The sequence below is a fragment of the Mesorhizobium helmanticense genome (assembly GCF_003034915.1).
GTDB classification, from domain to species: Bacteria; Pseudomonadota; Alphaproteobacteria; order Rhizobiales; family Rhizobiaceae; genus Mesorhizobium; species Mesorhizobium helmanticense.
The window spans coordinates 62856-80677 of the sequence record NZ_PZJX01000029.1 but is presented as its reverse complement, the minus strand read 5'-3'; the positions used below and the strand labels follow the sequence as shown (position 1 = coordinate 80677).

At 63.3% G+C, this 17822-nt stretch carries 17 protein-coding genes; 4 read left to right on the top strand and 13 right to left on the bottom strand.

Annotated features, from left to right (window positions below):
• Nucleotides 1–106: 106 nt before the first annotated feature.
• Both mmsB and C9427_RS16825 read right to left on the bottom strand, forming a co-directional pair.
• Entirely contained in the window at nucleotides 107–991 is an 885-nt protein-coding gene (mmsB, locus tag C9427_RS16830) for a 3-hydroxyisobutyrate dehydrogenase (protein ID WP_107650260.1), read from the bottom strand.
• 79 nt (nucleotides 992–1070) lie between these two features.
• Entirely contained in the window at nucleotides 1071–2237 is a 1167-nt protein-coding gene (locus C9427_RS16825; RefSeq protein WP_107650259.1) for an isobutyryl-CoA dehydrogenase, read from the bottom strand.
• A 136-nt stretch (nucleotides 2238–2373) separates the two neighbouring features.
• Here C9427_RS16825 and C9427_RS16820 point away from each other — a divergent pair, with 136 nt between their 5' ends.
• A complete protein-coding gene (locus C9427_RS16820) occupies nucleotides 2374–2988 on the top strand; it encodes a dimethylsulfonioproprionate lyase family protein (protein ID WP_107650258.1) in 615 nt (204 codons plus the stop codon).
• Nucleotides 2989–2991: 3 nt separating this feature from the next.
• Nucleotides 2992–4467, top strand: a complete 1476-nt coding sequence (locus tag C9427_RS16815; protein ID WP_107650257.1) for a cobyric acid synthase — start codon at nucleotides 2992–2994, stop codon at nucleotides 4465–4467.
• A 389-nt stretch (nucleotides 4468–4856) separates the two neighbouring features.
• Here the strand turns inward: C9427_RS16815 and C9427_RS16810 are convergent, their stop codons facing one another.
• From C9427_RS16810 to C9427_RS16800, 3 genes are all read right to left on the bottom strand, one after another.
• Nucleotides 4857–5276 carry a VOC family protein gene (locus tag C9427_RS16810; protein WP_107650413.1) on the bottom strand — a complete coding sequence of 140 codons (420 nt, stop codon included), beginning with the start codon at nucleotides 5274–5276 and terminating at the stop codon, nucleotides 4857–4859.
• A 72-nt stretch (nucleotides 5277–5348) separates the two neighbouring features.
• A complete protein-coding gene (locus tag C9427_RS16805) occupies nucleotides 5349–6179 on the bottom strand; it encodes a helix-turn-helix domain-containing protein (protein ID WP_107650256.1) in 831 nt (276 codons plus the stop codon).
• Nucleotides 6180–6277: 98 nt separating this feature from the next.
• Nucleotides 6278–6448 carry a hypothetical protein gene (locus C9427_RS16800; protein WP_107650412.1) on the bottom strand — a complete coding sequence of 57 codons (171 nt, stop codon included), beginning with the start codon at nucleotides 6446–6448 and terminating at the stop codon, nucleotides 6278–6280.
• A 174-nt stretch (nucleotides 6449–6622) separates the two neighbouring features.
• Here C9427_RS16800 and C9427_RS16795 point away from each other — a divergent pair, with 174 nt between their 5' ends.
• On the top strand, nucleotides 6623–7054 hold the full coding sequence (locus C9427_RS16795) for a TerB family tellurite resistance protein (protein WP_107650255.1): 432 nt from the start codon (nucleotides 6623–6625) through the stop codon (nucleotides 7052–7054).
• Between the two features lie 16 nt (nucleotides 7055–7070).
• On the opposite strand, the gene C9427_RS16790 is transcribed toward C9427_RS16795, so the two are convergent.
• The 5 genes from C9427_RS16790 to C9427_RS16765 form a co-directional block, all read right to left on the bottom strand.
• Entirely contained in the window at nucleotides 7071–8693 is a 1623-nt protein-coding gene (locus C9427_RS16790) for an ABC transporter ATP-binding protein (RefSeq protein ID WP_107650254.1), read from the bottom strand.
• Nucleotides 8690–9559, bottom strand: coding sequence for an ABC transporter permease (locus C9427_RS16785; protein ID WP_107650253.1), 870 nt, complete (start codon nucleotides 9557–9559; stop codon nucleotides 8690–8692). Before C9427_RS16785 ends, C9427_RS16790 begins: the two co-directional genes overlap by 4 nt.
• Nucleotides 9556–10503 (bottom strand): ABC transporter permease, encoded by a 948-nt coding sequence (locus C9427_RS16780; protein ID WP_107650252.1) that lies wholly within the window; start codon nucleotides 10501–10503, stop codon nucleotides 9556–9558. The genes C9427_RS16785 and C9427_RS16780 overlap by 4 nt, the downstream gene beginning before the upstream one ends.
• A 253-nt stretch (nucleotides 10504–10756) precedes the next feature.
• A complete protein-coding gene (locus tag C9427_RS16770; RefSeq protein ID WP_107650251.1) occupies nucleotides 10757–12235 on the bottom strand; it encodes an ABC transporter substrate-binding protein in 1479 nt (492 codons plus the stop codon).
• A 159-nt stretch (nucleotides 12236–12394) separates the two neighbouring features.
• Nucleotides 12395–13675: an acetylornithine deacetylase/succinyl-diaminopimelate desuccinylase family protein gene (locus C9427_RS16765; RefSeq protein ID WP_107650250.1), complete on the bottom strand. Its 1281-nt coding sequence runs from the start codon at nucleotides 13673–13675 to the stop codon at nucleotides 12395–12397.
• 222 nt (nucleotides 13676–13897) lie between these two features.
• Here C9427_RS16765 and C9427_RS16760 point away from each other — a divergent pair, with 222 nt between their 5' ends.
• Entirely contained in the window at nucleotides 13898–14326 is a 429-nt protein-coding gene (locus C9427_RS16760; RefSeq protein WP_107650249.1) for a L,D-transpeptidase, read from the top strand.
• A 153-nt stretch (nucleotides 14327–14479) separates the two neighbouring features.
• Here C9427_RS16760 and C9427_RS16755 read toward each other — a convergent pair whose 3' ends face one another.
• Genes C9427_RS16755 through C9427_RS16745 form a run of 3 tightly spaced genes read right to left on the bottom strand, consistent with a single transcriptional unit; the run spans nucleotide 14480 to nucleotide 17817 of the window.
• Nucleotides 14480–15478, bottom strand: a complete 999-nt coding sequence (locus C9427_RS16755; RefSeq protein WP_107650248.1) for a lipid A biosynthesis lauroyl acyltransferase — start codon at nucleotides 15476–15478, stop codon at nucleotides 14480–14482.
• Nucleotides 15479–15480: 2 nt separating this feature from the next.
• Nucleotides 15481–16509 (bottom strand): zinc-binding dehydrogenase, encoded by a 1029-nt coding sequence (locus C9427_RS16750; RefSeq protein ID WP_107650247.1) that lies wholly within the window; start codon nucleotides 16507–16509, stop codon nucleotides 15481–15483.
• A gap of 36 nt (nucleotides 16510–16545) precedes the next feature.
• Nucleotides 16546–17817: a beta-ketoacyl-ACP synthase gene (locus tag C9427_RS16745; protein ID WP_107650246.1), complete on the bottom strand. Its 1272-nt coding sequence runs from the start codon at nucleotides 17815–17817 to the stop codon at nucleotides 16546–16548.
• Between the last annotated feature and the right edge of the window lie 5 nt (nucleotides 17818–17822).

Genomic DNA, 17822 nt, shown 5'->3' with positions numbered 1-17822 from the left:
TTTTACAGGCACATCGTTACCACCGGGTTATCGAGAGCTTAAGCAAATCTAAATTCGCGGTGCCTTTGTCGACCAGAAATCCAAAAAGCCTTGTGAAGCTAGAAGCTTACGCAGGGGCACCCCTGAGGAAATTTATGATGCCGGAAAAATCCGCGCCGGCATGCCCTTGTGCATTGAACAACGCGTAAAGTTGTGCGGCTTCAGCGCCAAGCGGCGTCACCGCGCCGCTGCTTTGCGCGGCTTCCTGCGACAGTTTCAGGTCTTTCAGCATAAGGGCTGCCGCAAATCCCGGCCTGTAGTCATTGTTGGCGGGCGATGTCGGAACCGGGCCGGGCACCGGGCAGTAAGTGGTGAGCGACCAGCATTGGCCCGATGAGGTCGAGGCGACGTCGAACAGTGCCTGATTCGACAGGCCGAGTTTTTCGGCCAGCACGAAGGCCTCGGCGACGCCGATCATCGAAATGCCGAGGATCATGTTGTTGCAGATCTTTGCCGCCTGTCCGGCGCCACCGTCGCCGCAATGGACGATGCGGCCGGCCATCGGCTTGAGGATCGGCTCGGCTTTGGCGAAGGCATCCTTCGAGCCACCGGCCATGAATGTCAGCGTGCCGGCGGCGGCGCCTACGGTACCGCCCGAAACCGGCGCGTCGATGGAAAGCAGGCCGTGCTTGCCGGCGATGGCATGGGCCTTTCGCGCCGACTCGACATGGATGGTCGAGGAATCGATGAACAACGCGCCCTTCTTCGCCTTGGGCGCGATGTCCTCGTAGACCGAGAGCACATGCTTGCCAGCCGGCAGCATGGTGATGACCACATCGGCATCCTTCACCGCCGCAACGGCATTGGCCATGATGATGACGCCATGGTCGCGCGCAACCGTCAGGTTTTCCGGCACCAGGTCGAAACCATGCACCGCATGTCCCGCCTTGACCAGATTGGCGGCCATCGGATTGCCCATGTTGCCGAGGCCGATGAAGGCGATGGTGGTCATCGTTTTCTCCGATCTTTGGTTTTTGATGCATGTCGTTGTCCCAAAACCGCTGAGCACTTTTGGGCGACATGCATAGGCGTCACCGCCCGATCAGCGCGCGGGCGACGATGACGCGCATTATCTCGTTGGTGCCTTCGAGGATCTGGTGGACGCGCAGATCCCGCACCAGCTTCTCGATACCGTAATCGTGCAGATAGCCATAACCGCCATGCAGTTGCAGCGCATCGTTGGCGACGTTGAAGCCGATGTCGGTGACGAACCGCTTGGCCATTGCCGACCATTTCCCGGCGTCCGGCGCCTTGCGGTCGAGTTTCGCGGCGGCGGCGTAGAGGAAGATGCGCGCAGCCTGCAGCTCGGTCTCCATGTCGGCAAGCTTGAATTGCAGCGCCTGGAACTGGTTGATCTTGCTGCCGAAAGCCTTGCGCTCGGCCGTGTAGGAAAGCGCCTTGTCGAGTGCCGATTGCGCGCCGCCCAGCGAACAGGCGGCGATGTTGAGGCGGCCGCCGTCGAGCCCGGCCATGGCTATGGAAAACCCGGCGCCCTCTGCCGAAAGCAGGTTCTGCGCCGGCACCTTGCAGTCCTCGAAGATGACCTGCCGTGTCGACTGCATGTGCCAGCCCATCTTGTGCTCGTTGGCGCCGAAGGAGAGACCCGGCGCATCCTTCGGTACAACGAAGGTGGAAATGCCCTTCGGCCCGTCGGCGCCGGTGCGCGCCATGACGACATAGAGATCGCTGTCGCCGGCGCCGGAGATGAACTGCTTGGCGCCGTTCAGCACATAGTCGCTGCCGTTCTTCACCGCGCGCGTCTTCAACGCAGCCGCGTCCGACCCCGAGCCCGGTTCGGTCAGGCAATAGCTCGCCAGCCATTCCATCGAGGTCAGCTTCGGCAGAAAACGCTGGCGCTGTTCCTCGCTGCCGAAGCGGTCGATCATCGAGGCCACCATATTGTGGATCGAGATGAAGGAGGAAAAGGCCGGATCGGCGCGAGAAAGCGCCTCGAAGATCAGCACCGCGTCCAGCCGGCCGAGCGCCGAGCCGCCGATATCATCCCTGACATAGATGCCGCCGAAGCCGAGTGGGCCGGTCTCGCGGATCACATCCGCCGGGAAATGCTTGTTGCGGTCCCAGTCCAAAGCGCAAGGCGCGACACGGTCGGCTGCGAAAGCCGCAGCCATCTCCTGGATGGCGCGCTGGTCCTCGTTGAGTTCGAACTGGCTGGTGCTCGCATCGGCCGCGGCGTCCATGGCGTGCTCCCTTGGGTTGGCTTGCTGGCCTGTTGTTTTTGGCTTTGCGCGCGCACCAATCTAGACCAATGATGCCGCCGCGCAACCCGACGCTTTTGCGGAACGGCTGTGCGCGAATGCCTGTCCGGAGCAAGATGTGTCGACGAATTCAAATGAACTGCTTGAGCATTTCCGAACCTATCTCGAAACGTTCGAGGAGGCGCTCGTGCGCGGTGCGGTGGCCCGGATTGGCTGGGATATGCCCGCTCGTCCGCTCGAGCCGCACGGCCTGCCTTGCCTTGGCTATCTCGATCGCGCCGCCGAACTGGCGCCGCCGAATGCCCGACCCCTGGCGCGGTTTCTCGCGGCGCATCGCAATGAGCTGCGCTGGGGCCAGACCTACAACGCCGCCGATTTCGGCGCGGAGTTCCTGACCAGATATGGCTGGCTGGAAGTCTTCGGCACGCGCGGTCCCTTCGTCAATGACGAGGTCGCGGCCGGCCTGCTCATCCTTGGGCCCGGCATCGTCTATCCCGACCATCATCACATTGCCGAGGAGATCTACATTCCGCTGACCGGCGGGACGGAATGGCACAAGGGCGACAGCGGCTTTCATGTTCGCGAAGCGGGCGAGGTGATCCACCATGCCTCCAACGTCAATCACGCCATGCGAACGGCAAAGGAGCCGCTGCTGGCGCTGTACATCTGGCGCGGCGGACCACTGGCGCAGAAATCGACCATTCCCGGCACAGTCGCGCAGGGCAGGGGCTGAGCCATGGCCAAGGCGATCATGCTGCAAGGTACGGGCTCCGATGTCGGCAAGACGGTGCTGGTCGCGGGTCTCTGCCGTGCAGCGAGGAAACGCGGCCTGAAGGTGCGGCCGTTCAAGCCGCAGAACATGTCGAACAATGCCGCCGTCGCCGACATTCCTGGCGACAACAATGCCGGCGGCGGCGAGATCGGCCGGGCGCAATGGCTGCAGGCGATCGCCTGTGGCGTTGCGCCCTCGGTCCACATGAACCCGGTGCTGCTCAAGCCGCAGACCGATGTCGGCGCGCAAGTTATCGTGCAGGGTAAGGTGTTCGGCGAGGCGAGGGCGCGTGACTACCAGGCGCTGAAGGGCCGGCTGATGGATGCCGTGCTGGACTCCTGGGCGAAGGTCGGCGAGGGCGCGGATCTGGTCATCGTCGAGGGCGCGGGATCGCCGGCCGAGATCAATCTCAGGAACCGCGACATTGCCAATATGGGCTTTGCGACACGCGCAAACGTGCCGGTCATCCTCGTTGGCGATATCGATCGCGGCGGCGTCATCGCTTCGGTCGCCGGCACGCATCTGATCCTGCCGGAGGAGGACCGGCGCATGATCGTCGGCTATCTCATCAACAAATTCCGCGGCGATGTCTCGCTGTTCGAGGACGGCATCATGGCGATCGAAAAATTCACGGGATGGCGCTGCTTCGGCGTCGTGCCGTGGCTTAAGGCGGCGGCGCGGCTGCCCTCGGAGGATTCGGTCGTGCTCGAACGGCTGGCCTCTGGCGAGGAGCGGGCGCTGAAGGTAGCGGTGCCGATGCTCGGCCGCATCGCCAATTTTGACGATCTCGACCCGCTCAAGGCCGAACCGCAGGTCGAGGTGGTCTTCGTGCCGCCGGGAAAGCCACTGCCGCGGGATGCCGGGTTGGTGGTTATTCCCGGTTCGAAATCGACGATCGCCGATCTCCTGAAATTCCGCGAGAATGGCTGGGATCGCGACCTTGTCGCCCATCGCAAGCGCGGCGGCCATATTGTCGGCATCTGCGGCGGCTTCCAGATGCTGGGCAAAATCGTGCGCGATCCCGACGGCATCGAAGGCAGCGTCACCGAGGCGGAAGGCCTTGGCCTGCTCGACATCGAAACGGTGATGGAGCCGGAAAAGACAGTGCGCAATGTCAGCGCGCATTCCGTGCCATTCGACCTGCCGCTTGAGGGCTACGAGATCCATCTCGGCCGCACCACCGGTCCGGACACGTTGCGGCCGTCGGCGATTATCAATGGCATCGACGACGGTGCGATCTCCGCCGACGGTAAGGTATCAGGCACCTATATGCATGGGCTGTTTTCCGCCGATGGCTTCCGGGCAAAATTCCTGGAGAGCCTCGGCGTCTTGGGTGGCGGCATTGACTATCGCGCCGAGGTCGAACGGGCGCTGGACGAGGTCGGGGCCGAGCTGGAAACCCACCTCGACTGCGACGCGATTTTTGGGCTGGCGCGGTAGAGCTCATGTTCCTCAGCGCAGAGGCTTGGGCAGGCCGGATGTGCTTGGGTTGGCGGATCGCGTGGCTTGGAGATTAGCCGAAACGCCCATCGCTTCGTCATCCCTGGGCGAAGCAGGAGCGAAGCTCCGTCGCGGAGACCCTGGGATCCATGCCGTAACCTTAACCGAAGAGTGCAGCGGAGCAGAATTCTACACCGCAGCAGCGCTCTGAAGTCACGGCATGGATCCTGGGGTCTGCGCCGCGTCGCTTCGCTCCTTGCTCCGCCCCAGGATGACGAAGCGATGGGCGTTTCGGCTAATCTCGAATGTCGGCGATGGTCCAAGGAACGAACAGTGGATTCCTGGCCGCTAGCAGGCCTGCAACCTGTCCTCTGTGCAGCGCTACCAGTTCAAGCCTTCTCGCCGGCCTTCGGCCAGTAGGTGCCGAACGACCAGACATTGCCCTCGGGATCGCGGCAGATAAATTCGCGGCTGCCATAATCGCGGTCGACAAGTTCCTCCAGAATTTCGGCGCCGGCGTTCTTGGCACGCTCATAAGCTGCGTCGGCATCGTCGACGGCGACATAGATCGACTTGCCGCCGCCCGAACCCGGTTCGCCGACCATCTTGCCGTAGTCGTCGTCACGCGCCGTGCCGAGCATGATCATCGAGGAGCCGAAAACGAGTTCGGCATGGTGTACGATTTCGCCTTCGCCGTAGCGGGCACGGACGCTGAAGCCAAAGGCCTCGCCCAGCCAGTCGATCATCCTGGTCGCATTCCTGTAGCGCAGCGCGGGATAGAGCCGGGGCGCTTCGGTTGCTGTGGGCATGACGGTCTCCTTCAATCGGGTTGTTGGATGACCCAATCTGGACGAAGGCTGCTCCGGCGTCTTGAAGAAATGTTACCTGACCGCGAGCGCCGTCGGCGTTTGCCCGGCAAGGTCGCGGAATTCGCGCACCAGATGGGACTGGTCGGCGTAGCCGCAATCGGCGGCGATGTCGGCCCAATCGCTTTTGTCCTGCCGCGAAAGACCGAGCGCCCGGTTGAAGCGGACGATGCGCGACAGCGTCTTGGGGCCGACGCCGATGGCGTCGGAGAATTTTGCCGAGAGATGCTTGCGGCTCCAGCCCAGCCTGCCGGCAAGAGAGGAGACGTGAAACCGGCCGCCTGACATGATGATCCGGTCGTAGGCCCAGGCGATTTCAGCCGGCGTTTCCCGGGCCTCAGCCAGCCGTGCGGCGACGAAGGCTTCCGCCATGTCGAAGCGGCTGCTCCGGTCCTCGGCGTTGCCGAGCTTTTCACGCAGGACGATGCCTTCGACGCCGAGCACATCGTCGAGGCCGACCATGCGGTCGGTCAGTTCGCTCATCGGCTGGCCGAAGAAGCGGCGGGCGCCGAGCGGTGTAAAATTGATCTGGACACAGCAGGCGCCGCCGAAGGACTCGATCACCACCGGACCGGCGTAGAGGCCAGCCGCGAAACTGGCGAAGCGGTCATTGTCACCGGGGTTCCTGCCCAGACCGATGGCGAAAGGCTCGGCGAAGCTGATGACCAGCGGCACGGTCAGCGAGGCATATTCGACATTGCGGAAACGGCCGGGCATGGTTTCGCGATAGAAGCAGATGTCGCTCACCATACCCCGAAGCGAAGGGCCTGGCAAACGCCGCGCCATCTCGAACCGACCGAGATCGGGACTGGGATAGCGGTGGCCGTCTTTGGTCTGGGCGGGCATTGGCTTTCCTTCCGCCCAGCGACTTTAACAGACCGTCGCGTATAATCAAAAGCGCCCGGCTTTTGACCGGGCGCTCCGAGTTGCCTGAGATTTTGGTGCTAGGCGCCGCGCATCAAGCAACCGGCGGCAAGCACAATGTAGGCGATGAGGACAATCCACACCGCGGCAAGGGGAATAAACGCAAGAACGCCAAGAGCGGCGAGAAGGCCGATGATGGCGATAACAAGAGAAATGATGAAAATTAACTGAGTAGGTGCACTGAGATTCATGTGTGGCTCCTCCAACATGATTCGTACGCCCGCAGTCTATCAGGCCCGCAACCATACACCAGTCAGCCTCGCCATGGGTTCCGCCGGCAGTTCCACCGCGATTGGCACCTTCTAACCCGTTTGCACAGAACCGATTCCGCGCTACCTATTCGCGACGAACCGAAGGGGAAATCGATGGCATTCGCTTTGCTTGACCAGATACGCTCGATCTTCGATGGCGACCCCGGCGTGCGCAAGGTCGCGGACGATCCGGTTCTGTCGGCGGAATTGCTCATGTTGTTCCGCATGATCCTTGCCGATGGATCGGTCAGCGAGAGCGAGATGGTCGCCTTCAGGCGCATCTGCCGGGAGGCCTTCGGCATTCCGGAATCGAGCATCGACCGCGTCATCGAATATCTCAACGAGTTCGGTTACGAGACCAACGGCTCGCAGGCCATCGCGCAGTTCCGCGACCTCGACATCGAGCGGCGCAGGCTGCTCGCGCGCCACATGGCGGAAATCGCCAAGGCCGATTTGCAATTGGCCGAGACCGAGGTGCGCTTGTTGCGCCGTACGCTCGACCTGCTCGACATCAGCCCGGTCGATGTGGTGAAGCCGGAAAAGTAAGCCGACGGTCCTCCGTTCACCCTTGTTCCCGCAGCCGTCGCGCGATCGCCCGGTGCAGGTCGGGAGCCGCACCGACCAATGCCCTGGCCGCTTCGGATTGCGGGTGGTCGAGCACCTCGCTCGTCTTGCCGCGCTCGACGATCCGGCCGTCATGCATGACCATCACTTCGTCTGATATGGCGCGGGCGACGATCAGATCGTGGGTGATGAACAGATAGGCGATGCCGAGCTTCTGGTTGAGTTCGGCAAAGAGGTCGAGGATCTGGGCGCGGATCGAGACGTCGAGCGCCGAGACCGGCTCGTCGGCGACGACCAGTTTCGGGCGGGTGATGATGGCGCGGGCGATCGACAGGCGCTGGCGCTGGCCGCCCGAAAACTCATGCGGGTATTTGTCCATGTCGCGCGGGCTGAGGCCGACCTCGTGCAAGGCGTTTGCCACCATCTCGCGCCGTTCTGCACCATCCGGCTTCTTCTCCAGCACATGCAGCGGCTCAGCGACCAGCCTTTCGACCTTCTGGCGCGGGTCGAAGGAGCCGTAAGGATCCTGGAACACCACCTGCATATCGCGCCGCGCCGATTTCAGGTCGGCCTCGCTCTTGCCGGTGATCTCTTGCCCACGAAACCGGATTGTTCCCGATGTCGGCCCGTCCAGCGCCAGGATCATGCGGGCCAGCGTGGACTTGCCGCAGCCGGAACGCCCGACCAGCGCCACCGACTGGCCTGAGGTCATCGAGAACGAGACGTTGTCGACGGCGCGGGTCGGGGCGGAGCGTTTGAACAGCGATGTGCGCCGCCCGGGATAATCGCGCGTCACACTGTCCACCCGAAGCAAAGGCTGGCCTTGGCCGACCTCGTGTGTCCTGGCCCGCGCGGGTACATGCATCGAGGCCTGCGCCAGTTGGCGCGTGTAGGGGTGGAGCTGTTCGGACAGCGTGCGGGCGGTGTCGCCGGCCTCCATCACCTCACCATGGCGCAGGATGGTGATGCGGTCCGCCATCTCGGTGACCACCGCCAGGTCGTGCGAGATCAAGAGCAGGCCCATGCGGTTTTCCGCGACCAGATCGCGCAGAAGATCGAGGATCTGTGCCTGCAGCACCACGTCGAGCGCCGTCGTCGGCTCGTCGGCGATCAGCAGTTTGGGTTTCAGTGCACAGGCGATGGCGATGACGACGCGCTGGCGCTGGCCGCCGGACAGTTCGTGTGGATAGCGCGACAGCGGGAATTGCGCCGCCGGCAGGCCGACCCGGTCGAGCATTTTTCGCGCCCGTTCCTCGGCGTCGGCGCGGCTCGCCCCGGTGTGCCAGCGTATGCCCTCGGCGACCTGCTCGCCAATGGTCTTGACCGGGTTGAGCGCTGTCATCGGCTCCTGGAACACCATGCCGATGTCGTCGCCGCGCAGTGCGCACATCTGGTCTTCGCTGGCCGCAAGGATATCGATGCCGTCGAAGGCGACGCGGCCGGTGGTGCGTGCCGCATAAGGCAGAAGCTGCATCACGGTGAGCGCGGTGATCGACTTGCCCGAGCCGGATTCGCCGACCAGCCCCATTACCTCGCCAGGCGCGACGGACAACTCGATGTTCCTCAGGATCGGCGTGTCGCCGATGGTCAGCGACAGGCTCTCGATTTCGAGCAGGCTCATCGCCGCCGCCGTGAGCGTGGATCGAGGATATCGGCGATGCCGTCGCCGAGCAGGTTGAGGCCGAGCACGGTGATGACGATCGCCATGCCCGGGAAGATCGCCATCCACGGCGCCACCACCATGCGGGTCTGCGCGTCGAACAGCATCCGGCCCCAGCTCGGCATCGGCGGCTGCGTGCCCAGCCCGACATAGGAAAGCCCGGCCTCGGCCAGGATGCCGAGCGCGAACTGGATGGTGCCTTGCACCAGCAGCAGAGTGACGATGTTGGGCAGGACATGTTCCAGCGTGATCAGCGTCTTGCCCTTGCCGGCGGCGCGCGCGGCGAGGATGAATTCGCGCTGCCAGATGGCGAGCGCGCCGGCGCGGGCAACCCTGGCAAAGACCGGAATGTTGAAGATGCCGATGGCGATGATGGCGTTGACCGCGCCCGGCCCGAAGATGGCGGTGATCATGATCGCCGAGAGCAGGGCAGGGAAGGCAAATACGAGATCGTTGAGCCGCATCAGCGCTTCGTCGACGAGGCCGCCGCGCGCCGCGGCAAAGGCGCCGAGCGGCACACCGATGCCCACGCCGATGCCGACCGCTACAAGTGCTACGGCGATCGAGTTGCGGGCGCCGACCATGATCATCGACAGGATGTCGCGGCCGAAATGGTCGGTGCCGAACCAGTGCGCCAGCGAAGGCGCTTGCGTCTTGTCGGCGATGACCAGCCTGGTGACGTCGTAGGGCGTCCATAAGAACGAGACGAGCGCGACCGCCGCCACCAGCGCCGTGATGGCGAATCCGGCGAGGAACGAACGATTGCCAAAGGCCTTGCCCAGGATGCTGGCAAGGTTCTCTTCCGGCATGTCGAGGCGCAGCGTCATGGCCGGCTTCTCAGGCGTGGATCGACAACCGCATAGGAGAGATCGACGAGGAGGTTGACGGCGATGACGGCGGCGACCAGCAGCATGACGACGCTTTCGACGACGATCAGGTCGCGCTGGGTGATCGCCTGGAACACCAGCCGGCCGAGGCCGGGAAGATAAAAGACGTTCTCGATGATGATGGTGCCGGCGAGCAGGAAGGCGAATTGCAGGCCGAGAATGGTCAGCACCGGGATCATGGCGTTGCGCAGCGCGTGGCGCCACAGGACGGCGCGGTAGGGCAGGCCCTTGGCTCGCGCGGTGCGGATGTAATCCTCGTTCAGCACTTCGATCAGCGCCGAGCGGGTGACGCGGGCGAGGATCGCCGCTTGCGGCAGGGCGAGCGCGATCGCCGGCAAGACCAGCGCCTTGAGCGCCGGCCAGATGCCGGCGCCCCAGCCCGGAAATCCGCCCGCCGGCACCAGCCGCAGCCAGACGGCAAAGAGATAGATCAGCATCAGCGCGAACCAGAAGTTCGGCACGGCGACGCCAAGCTGCGCAGCGCCCATGGCAATCGTGTCGCCGGCCCGTCCGTGCCGGCCGGCCGAAAACAGCCCGACCGGAATGGCAATGAGGGTGGAGAGCGCCAGCGCGATCAGCGCCAGCGGCAGCGAGACGACGACGCGCTCGCGGACTAGATCGATGACCGGCACCGAATAGGTGTAGGAGCGGCCGAAATCGAGGCTCAGCAAACCACCGGCCCAGTGCAGATAGCGCAAGGCCAGGGGTGCGTTGAGGCCCATCTGGTTGCGCAGCAGCTCGACCTGATCGGCGCTGGCGTTCATGCCCAGCATCAGCCGCGCCGGGTCGCCCGGGATGATCTCCAGCACGGCGAAAACCACCATGGAGGCCAGGACCAGCGTGGCGAAGGCGATGGCGAGGCGTTTTAGGAGGTAGGCGGTCATCGCGGTGACGGGACCGCTGTCTTGCTTGGTCCAGACACTGGGCAAAGGTCGCGTTCCCGCCCACCCCCCTCTGTCCTGCCGGACATCTCCCCCGCAAGGGGGGAGATTGCGCTCTCATTTGCGCTTTCGCCAATTATCGACGTTGCATGGTTGTCGGCGGCACGGAAACTGCCAATCTCCCCCCTTGCGGGGGAGATGCCCGGCAGGGCAGAGGGGGGTGGGACGGAGCGCACCTTTTGCCCTTTGCCAGACCTCAATCCGTCCACTTCACCTTGGTCAGGTCGTTGGCCTGGATCGGCGCGTTTTCCCACAGGCCTTGCAGCTTGGCGTCCCAGACACCGACTTTCGGCAGCTCGTAGAGGAAGCCGACCACCGCATCGTCGGCCAGGATCTTCTGCGCCTCGCCGAGCAGCGTCTTGCGCTTGGCCTCGTCGGAGGTGAGGTTCAACTCCGCGATGATCTTGTCGAAGGCCGGGTTGTCGTAATTGAAGTAATAGTCCTTGCGCGAATAGATATCGATGTCGTTGGGTTCGGTGTGGGAGACGATGGTCAGGTCGTAATCCTTCTTGGTGAACACCTGATCCAGCCACTGTGCCCATTCGACCGGAATGATCTCCAGATCGATGCCGACGTCGCGAAGCTGCGAGGCGATGATCTCGCCGCCAAGCCGCGCATAGGAAGGCGGCGGCAGCTTCAGCGTCGCCTTGAAGCCGTTCTCCAGGCCGGCCTCCTTCAACAGTTCCTTGGCCTTGTCCACATTATGCGGATAGAGGCCGGTAAGGTCGACATAATCCTTGTTGGCGGGCGACATATGCGAGCCGATCGGCACACCGAGACCAGCCGAAGCGCCGTCGATGATCGCCTTGCGGTCGAGCGCAAAGGAAATCGCCTGCCTGACCTGCAGCTTGTCGAAAGGCGGCTTCTTGTTGTTGATCGCAAGGATGGTCTCACCCTCTGTGGCGCCGATCACCACCTTGAAGCGGGGGTCGCCCTGGACCTGAGCGACGCTATCGGGATCGAAGAAAGGGAAGGCCTGGACATCGCCGGAAAGCAAGGCTGGCACGGCGGCGGCGGCATCCGGAACGACACGGAATTCAGCCTTGTCGAGCGCTACGGGCGCGCCCCAGTAATTGTCTGATTTGACCAGCGTGATCGACGAACCCTTGGCCCAGCTCTGGAACTTGAACGGCCCTGTGCCGATCGGCTTTTCCTTGTTGGTGTCGGCGGATTCCGGCGCCACGATCACCGCGTCGCCCCAGCCCATATTGTAGAGGAAGGAGCCTTGCGGGTTCTTCAGCGTGACCTTGACTGTTGCGGGGTCGATCACCTCGACCTTGTCGATGGCGGCGAACAGGCCTTTTTGCGCGTTGACCGAGTTGTCGGCGCGGGCGCGGTCGAGCGAGAATTTCGCGTCGTCGGCGTTGAAATCGGTGCCATCGTGGAACTTCACGCCGGTATGCAGCTTGAAAACATAGACCTTGCCGTCATCGGAAATGGCCCAGCTTTCGGCGAGATCGGGCAGCACCTCGCCGTTGGGGCCGATGCGGGTCAGGCCCTCGAACACGTTGGCGTAAAGCACTTCGTCGATCGCTGCCGCGGCACCGGCGGTGGGGTCGAGATGCGGCGGTTCGAGCGTGATGCCGATGACGAGGTCGGTTCTTGCGGCAAACGCCGATGCGCCGGTGGCCAGTGCCAGCGTCGCGGCGGCCAGAATGGTTTTCCACAATTTCATCGCGCAAACTCCCCATAGGCTCGAATGTGCTCAAAAGAACCCGGCCGATAGAAGCGTGATTTCGCCGAGGAGTAAATCGCGTTTCATGCTGCCCGGCAGTGCAAGGAGGAATGTTTTTCTCCGAACTGCATGCCCAATCGATTGGCGTCTGCCCAGTCGCTACCCGGCGGCGGTACCTCTCAGCAGCACGTTGAGCCCGATCGCCATCACCTTCGCCGATTCCACCATGTCCGATATCCCGACCCATTCGTCGGGCCGATGGGCGAGGTCGAGAATGCCCGGACCGTAGGCTATGCAGTCGTAGATATGGCCGATACGGGCTATGTGCTTCTGGTCATAAGTACCCGGTGAGATGACATAGTCCGGTTCCCGGTCGAAAATCTCCATGATGCCTTGCGCCACCGCCTTGACGACAGGCGCGTCGCGCTCGGTCATCAGCGGCAGCACCTCCATGAGGTCGCGGATCTTGTAGTCGAATTTCTTGCGCTCGCGCTTCAGCCGCTCGAGAATATCGGTGACCTCGCTTTTGACCGTGGCCAAATCCTCTTCGAGCAGGAAACGGCGGTCGATGGTCAGCCGGCAGGAATCGGGCACGTTGGGCGAGGGCAGGCCGGGCCGGAAATCCTCGGTCTGGCCGCCATGGATCGAATTGATGTTCATGGTCGAGCGTTTTGCGCCCTCGGGCACGACCGGCATGCGCGTCATCTTGCGGTCGAGCGCCGGGAACAGCTCGTCCTCGAAAGCCCGCAGCACGGCGCCCATGTGGCGCACGGCATTGTCGCCGAGGAACGGCATCGAGCCATGCGCGATCTCGCCCTTGGTCTCGATCTCGGCCCACCAGACACCGCGGTGGCCGAGGCAGATGCGATCCTTGTTCAACGGCTCGGGGATGATGACGTGGTCGACCTTGGGCGCTGAGAAATAGCCTGATTTGGCCAGATGGGCGACGCCGCCGAAGCCGCCGGACTCTTCGTCGACCGTGCCTGAAATCTCGATGGCGCCGGGAAAACCGGGGAAGACCTCCATGAAGGCCTCGGCGGCGATGATGGAAGCGGCGAGCCCGCCCTTCATGTCGCAGGCGCCACGGCCATAGACCTTGCCGTCCCTGACGATGCCGGCGAAGGGATCGACGGTCCAGCCTTCGCCAGCCTCGACCACGTCGATGTGCGAGTTGAAATGCACGCAGGCGCCGGCCGAGCGACCATCAAAACGGGCAACAACGTTGACGCGCGGATAGCGGTCGGTATCGCCGGGCGTGCCCTCGGCGCGGATGAATTCGATCTCGAAACCGCGCTCCTTCAGGCGTGCGCCGACATATTCGGCGCATGGCCGATAGGCCTCGCCAGGCGGATTGATGGTCGGAAAGCGGATCAGTTCCGCGGTCAGCGCGACCAAGTCGTCGATCCGATCGTCGACCGCCTTCAGGAGTCGTTCGTTCATCCGGCGAGTTGAGCAGGCAAGCACACGATTTGGCAAGCCTGTTGGCGGATCGCGCCAAGGTCGCGTGTCGCTATGGCAACTATGGCGGGAAATCGTTCAAATTCGCTGCTTTGGATTGGTGAATTCGTCAAGGACTGCGTGTTACCTCGTTCACATACCATTAAAAAGACGAAGAATAGCGTGAAGGCAAGCAGGCAAGGGCAATCAAAGGGGTTTGGTTCCATGAAAAAGATAGTTCTCGTGGCAGCGGTACTGGCAACAATGCTGTTCGGTTCTTCGGTCGAAGGCCAGGCAGCCAGGCTGGTTGCAAACATCGACATATCTTCGCAGACGATGACGGTAAGATACGGCGCGGTGGTTTACCGGTGGAGCGTTTCTACTGCCCGCAAAGGTTATGTCACGCCACGCGGCAGCTATCGGCCGCAACGGACCGCCCGGATGTGGTATTCGCGCAAATACGACATGTCGCCGATGCCTCATTCGGTGTTCTTCCGCGGCGGCTACGCCATCCACGGCACGGGCGCGGTGAAGTCTCTCGGACGTCCGGCCTCGCATGGCTGCGTCCGGCTGCACCCCTCCAATGCCGCCGCCTTCTATTCGATGGTGAAGCAAGCCGGCTTCCGCAACACAAGGATCGTCGTCACCAATTAGGGGTCGCTCTGCGGAAGCCAGATAAAAATAGCCTGGGCGGGCGGGTCGTTGGCGCAAATCAGCACCATGAATAAATTCCTAGCATAGCTGCCCTCACAAAGCAACGGATCGGGGGCGCAAACCCCGAAGCGATTGCCCTGATGCGGTCCCTGCTCAGGCGGCTTCGCCGTGCTCTCTCGCCTGCTTACGGCGCTTTTTGCGCCTGTTGCTGATTTCCCACCTTTTGTGGAACCACATCCACTGGCCGGGATCCTCGCGTACCCAGCGCTCGACGACATCGTTGAGAAGCTGGGTGGTGCCATGGACGTCGACACTGCCGGAGGCGGTGCGCGGCAAGATCAGCCTGTCCTCGATCTCGAGCCGGAAGCGGTTGCCCGGCAAGCGCATGCAACGCGCCGGATAGACATCGCAGTCATAGTGCCGGGCCAGGGTGGCCAGGATCCGGTTGCTCTCGCAAGGGCGGCCGAAGAAGGTCGTTTCGAGCCCCCCCGAGAATTTCTGGTCGACGAGGACGCCGATGTTGCCGCCCTTCTCCAGTATGCCTGCCAGCGCGAACGAAGCGCCGGTCGAGGAGGGCAGCAGGGAGCCCATGGTCGAGCGGCGTGTCGAGAGAATGTAGTCGGCAAGATAAGGATTGTTGGGCGGGCGAAACAGCGCCGTGATGTTCATGCCGAACGTCGCGGCAGCGACCGGAAGCAATTCGAAATTGCCGAGATGCCCGGTGAAGATGATATGCGGCTTTTCCTCGCCGGCGATCTCGACGAAATGATCTATCCCCTTGACCTCGACGCGGCCCGGCTTTGTCGCCGCCGGATCAAAGTCGAACAAGGCGTCGAGAAAGATGTATTCCGCCGCCAGGCGCGCCATGTTGCCCCACATGTCGGAGGCGATGGCCTGGATCTCGCTTTCGCTCTTTTCCGGATAGGCCTTGCGCAAATTGTCGATGGCAACGTCGTGGCGTCCGACCCAGGGACCAATGCGGCGGGCGACGCGGTCGGCGAAATTGAGCGCGCGGTCGACCGGCAGCAGTCGCAGCACCGAAATCATCGCCATCGCGGCGCGTGCTACCAGCCAGTAGTTGAACTGGCGAAGCCGCCTGCCGTGGCGAAACGCCAGGTCGCGGCGGACCTTCCTGAAAGCGCTGCCGAGCATTCTCAGCCGACACGCAAGATGATCTTGCCGAACACGTCGCGGCCTTCCATGCGCTTCAGCGCGGCATCGATACCGTCGAAGCCGACCTCGGTGTCGATGACCGGCGCAACGAGCCCCGCCGCCATTTTCTGCATGGCATCGGCCATGTTTCCCATGCGGCAGCCAAAGGAGCCGAGCAGCTTCAGCTGCTGCTGGAACAATTGCATCAGATTGATCTGCGTCGACACGCCCGAGGTGGAACCGCAGGTCACCAGGCGGCCGCCACGCTTCAGGCACAGCATCGAGGCGGCAAAGGTGTCGGCGCCGACATGCTCGAAGACGACGTCGACCCCCTTCTTCTTGGTCAGCTTGCGCACGACGCCTTCGAAACGGTCTTCGCGATAGTTGATGACGTGGTCGGCGCCAAGCGCTTTCGCCTTGTCGATCTTTTCGTTGGAACCGACCGTGGTGATCACGGTGCAGCCCATTTTCCTGGCGAGTTGGATCGCGGCGGAACCGATGCCCGAGCCGCCGGCATGGATGAGGATGGTCTCGCCGGGCTGCAGCCTGGCATTGTCGAACAGCATGTGCTCGACCGTGCCGAAGGTTACGGGTGCAACGGCCGCGCCGATGTCGGTTACGCCGGGCGGGGCAGGGACCAGCAGGCGCGCCGGCAGGTTTATCTTCTCCTGCGCAAAACCGTCGAGATGGAAGCCGTGAACGCCCGAAACATGCTCGCAGAGATTGTCGCGCCCTTCGCGGCAGGCGCGGCAAAGCCCGCAGGTGCGCGCCCCATAGATCGACACCAATTGACCCGGCACCAGGCTGGAGACGCCAGGGCCGACAGCCTCGACCTCGCCGGAAGCTTCGGCACCGACGACCAGCGGCAGCTTGCGCTTGGCGAAGGCCATGCCGCGCCAGCCCCAGACGTCGATGTGGTTCAAGGCCACCGCCTTGATACGCAGCGTCACTTCGCCGAGCGAGGGCGGAGGGGGAGGTGGCAGATCCACCGTCTCAAGACGGCGATCCTCGATAAGTTGCAATGCGCGCATGGGGCCTGTCGGGTTCTGTCCGGCGAAAAAGCCCGCTTAGACCGGTTCCCGCGCCATGACAAGGCAGGTGTTCTGGCCGCCGAAGCCGAAGGAATTGGACAAAACGGTGCCGACCTCGGCGTTGCGCTTCTGGTTCGGCACCACATCGAGCACGATCGCCGGATCCGGATTGTCGTAGTTGATGGTCGGCGGAATGACGCTTTCGCGCATGGTCATCAGCGAAAACGCGGCCTCGACGGCGCCGGCGGCCGACAGCGTGTGGCCGATCATCGACTTGTTCGACGAGATCGGCATCGAGCCGATCCGCTCGCCGAACACGGTCGACAGCGAGAGATGCTCCATCTTGTCGTTTTCCGGCGTCGAGGTGCCGTGCGCGTTGACATAGTCGATCTCGTCTTCACCAAGTCCGGCATCGGCGAGGGCGGCGCGCACCGCGGCGATCGCCGGCGAACCGTCCGGTTTGGAGCGGGTGCGATGGAAATCGTCGGCCTTCTCGCCGCAGCCGCGCATGATGCCGAGAATGGTCGCACCACGGGCAAGTGCGGCCTCCAGCGATTCCAGCACCAGCGCGCCGGAACCCTCGGCCAGCACAAAACCGTCGCGGTCCTTGGAGAAGGGCTTTGAGGCCTTCTCGGGAAGGTCGTTGTGGGTGGAAAGCGCCGACAGCAGCGAAAAACGGATGAGCGCCTCGGCGGTCGCCGAACCGTCGGCGCCGATCGACAACGCCCTGTCGCATTCGCCGCGGCGGATCGCCTCGACGCCGAGCTGGATGGCGGTGGCGCCGGAGGCACATGCCGTCGACAGCGTGATCGGCAGGCCACGGGTGCCGAAACGGTCGGCCAGTCGGTCGGCGATCGAACCGAACTGGGTGGTCTCGAAGATGTCGAGTTCCTTCAGGCCCCGCGCCACGCGCAGCAGCCGTTCGGCGCCGGCATCCTCACTGTCCGAATTGTAGAGCGAGAAGCGTTCGTGCCAGTCGAGTTCGACCGGCGGCGAGGCGAGGAAGAGAGGGCCAGCGAAATCGCCGGAATCGAGACCGGATTCGGCCACGGCCTCCTGCGCCGCGGTTTCGGCCAGCTCGTAGGTGAGCAGGCTCGCGCCTTTCGAACTGGACGGCAGGAAGTCGACCATGCCGGAAATGCGGGTGTTCAGGAGATCGACCGGAAAGCGGGTGATCGGATGGATGCCGGACTTGCCTGAGGTAAGTGCCGCCCAATTGTCGGTCTTGCCGACGCCAAGCGAGGTCACCACGCCGATGCCGGTGACGGCGACGATCGGCCTGCCCATATGGTCTTTCAGATTGGCCATCTTTT

Bases quoted from the DNA above. Each gene is read 5' to 3' on its own strand.
- mmsB (WP_107650260.1), bottom strand. From the start codon at position 991: ATGACCACCATCGCCTTCATCGGCCTCGGCAACATGGGCAATCCGATG.
- C9427_RS16825 (WP_107650259.1), bottom strand. From the start codon at position 2,237: ATGGACGCCGCGGCCGATGCGAGCACCAGCCAGTTCGAACTCAACGAG.
- C9427_RS16815 (WP_107650257.1), top strand. From the start codon at position 2,992: ATGGCCAAGGCGATCATGCTGCAAGGTACGGGCTCCGATGTCGGCAAG.
- C9427_RS16810 (WP_107650413.1), bottom strand. From the start codon at position 5,276: ATGCCCACAGCAACCGAAGCGCCCCGGCTCTATCCCGCGCTGCGCTAC.
- C9427_RS16805 (WP_107650256.1), bottom strand. From the start codon at position 6,179: ATGCCCGCCCAGACCAAAGACGGCCACCGCTATCCCAGTCCCGATCTC.
- C9427_RS16800 (WP_107650412.1), bottom strand. From the start codon at position 6,448: ATGAATCTCAGTGCACCTACTCAGTTAATTTTCATCATTTCTCTTGTT.
- C9427_RS16795 (WP_107650255.1), top strand. From the start codon at position 6,623: ATGGCATTCGCTTTGCTTGACCAGATACGCTCGATCTTCGATGGCGAC.
- C9427_RS16790 (WP_107650254.1), bottom strand. From the start codon at position 8,693: ATGAGCCTGCTCGAAATCGAGAGCCTGTCGCTGACCATCGGCGACACG.
- C9427_RS16785 (WP_107650253.1), bottom strand. From the start codon at position 9,559: ATGACGCTGCGCCTCGACATGCCGGAAGAGAACCTTGCCAGCATCCTG.
- C9427_RS16780 (WP_107650252.1), bottom strand. From the start codon at position 10,503: ATGACCGCCTACCTCCTAAAACGCCTCGCCATCGCCTTCGCCACGCTG.
- C9427_RS16770 (WP_107650251.1), bottom strand. From the start codon at position 12,235: ATGAAATTGTGGAAAACCATTCTGGCCGCCGCGACGCTGGCACTGGCC.
- C9427_RS16765 (WP_107650250.1), bottom strand. From the start codon at position 13,675: ATGAACGAACGACTCCTGAAGGCGGTCGACGATCGGATCGACGACTTG.
- C9427_RS16760 (WP_107650249.1), top strand. From the start codon at position 13,898: ATGAAAAAGATAGTTCTCGTGGCAGCGGTACTGGCAACAATGCTGTTC.
- C9427_RS16755 (WP_107650248.1), bottom strand. From the start codon at position 15,478: ATGCTCGGCAGCGCTTTCAGGAAGGTCCGCCGCGACCTGGCGTTTCGC.
- C9427_RS16750 (WP_107650247.1), bottom strand. From the start codon at position 16,509: ATGCGCGCATTGCAACTTATCGAGGATCGCCGTCTTGAGACGGTGGAT.
- C9427_RS16745 (WP_107650246.1), bottom strand. From the start codon at position 17,817: ATGGCCAATCTGAAAGACCATATGGGCAGGCCGATCGTCGCCGTCACC.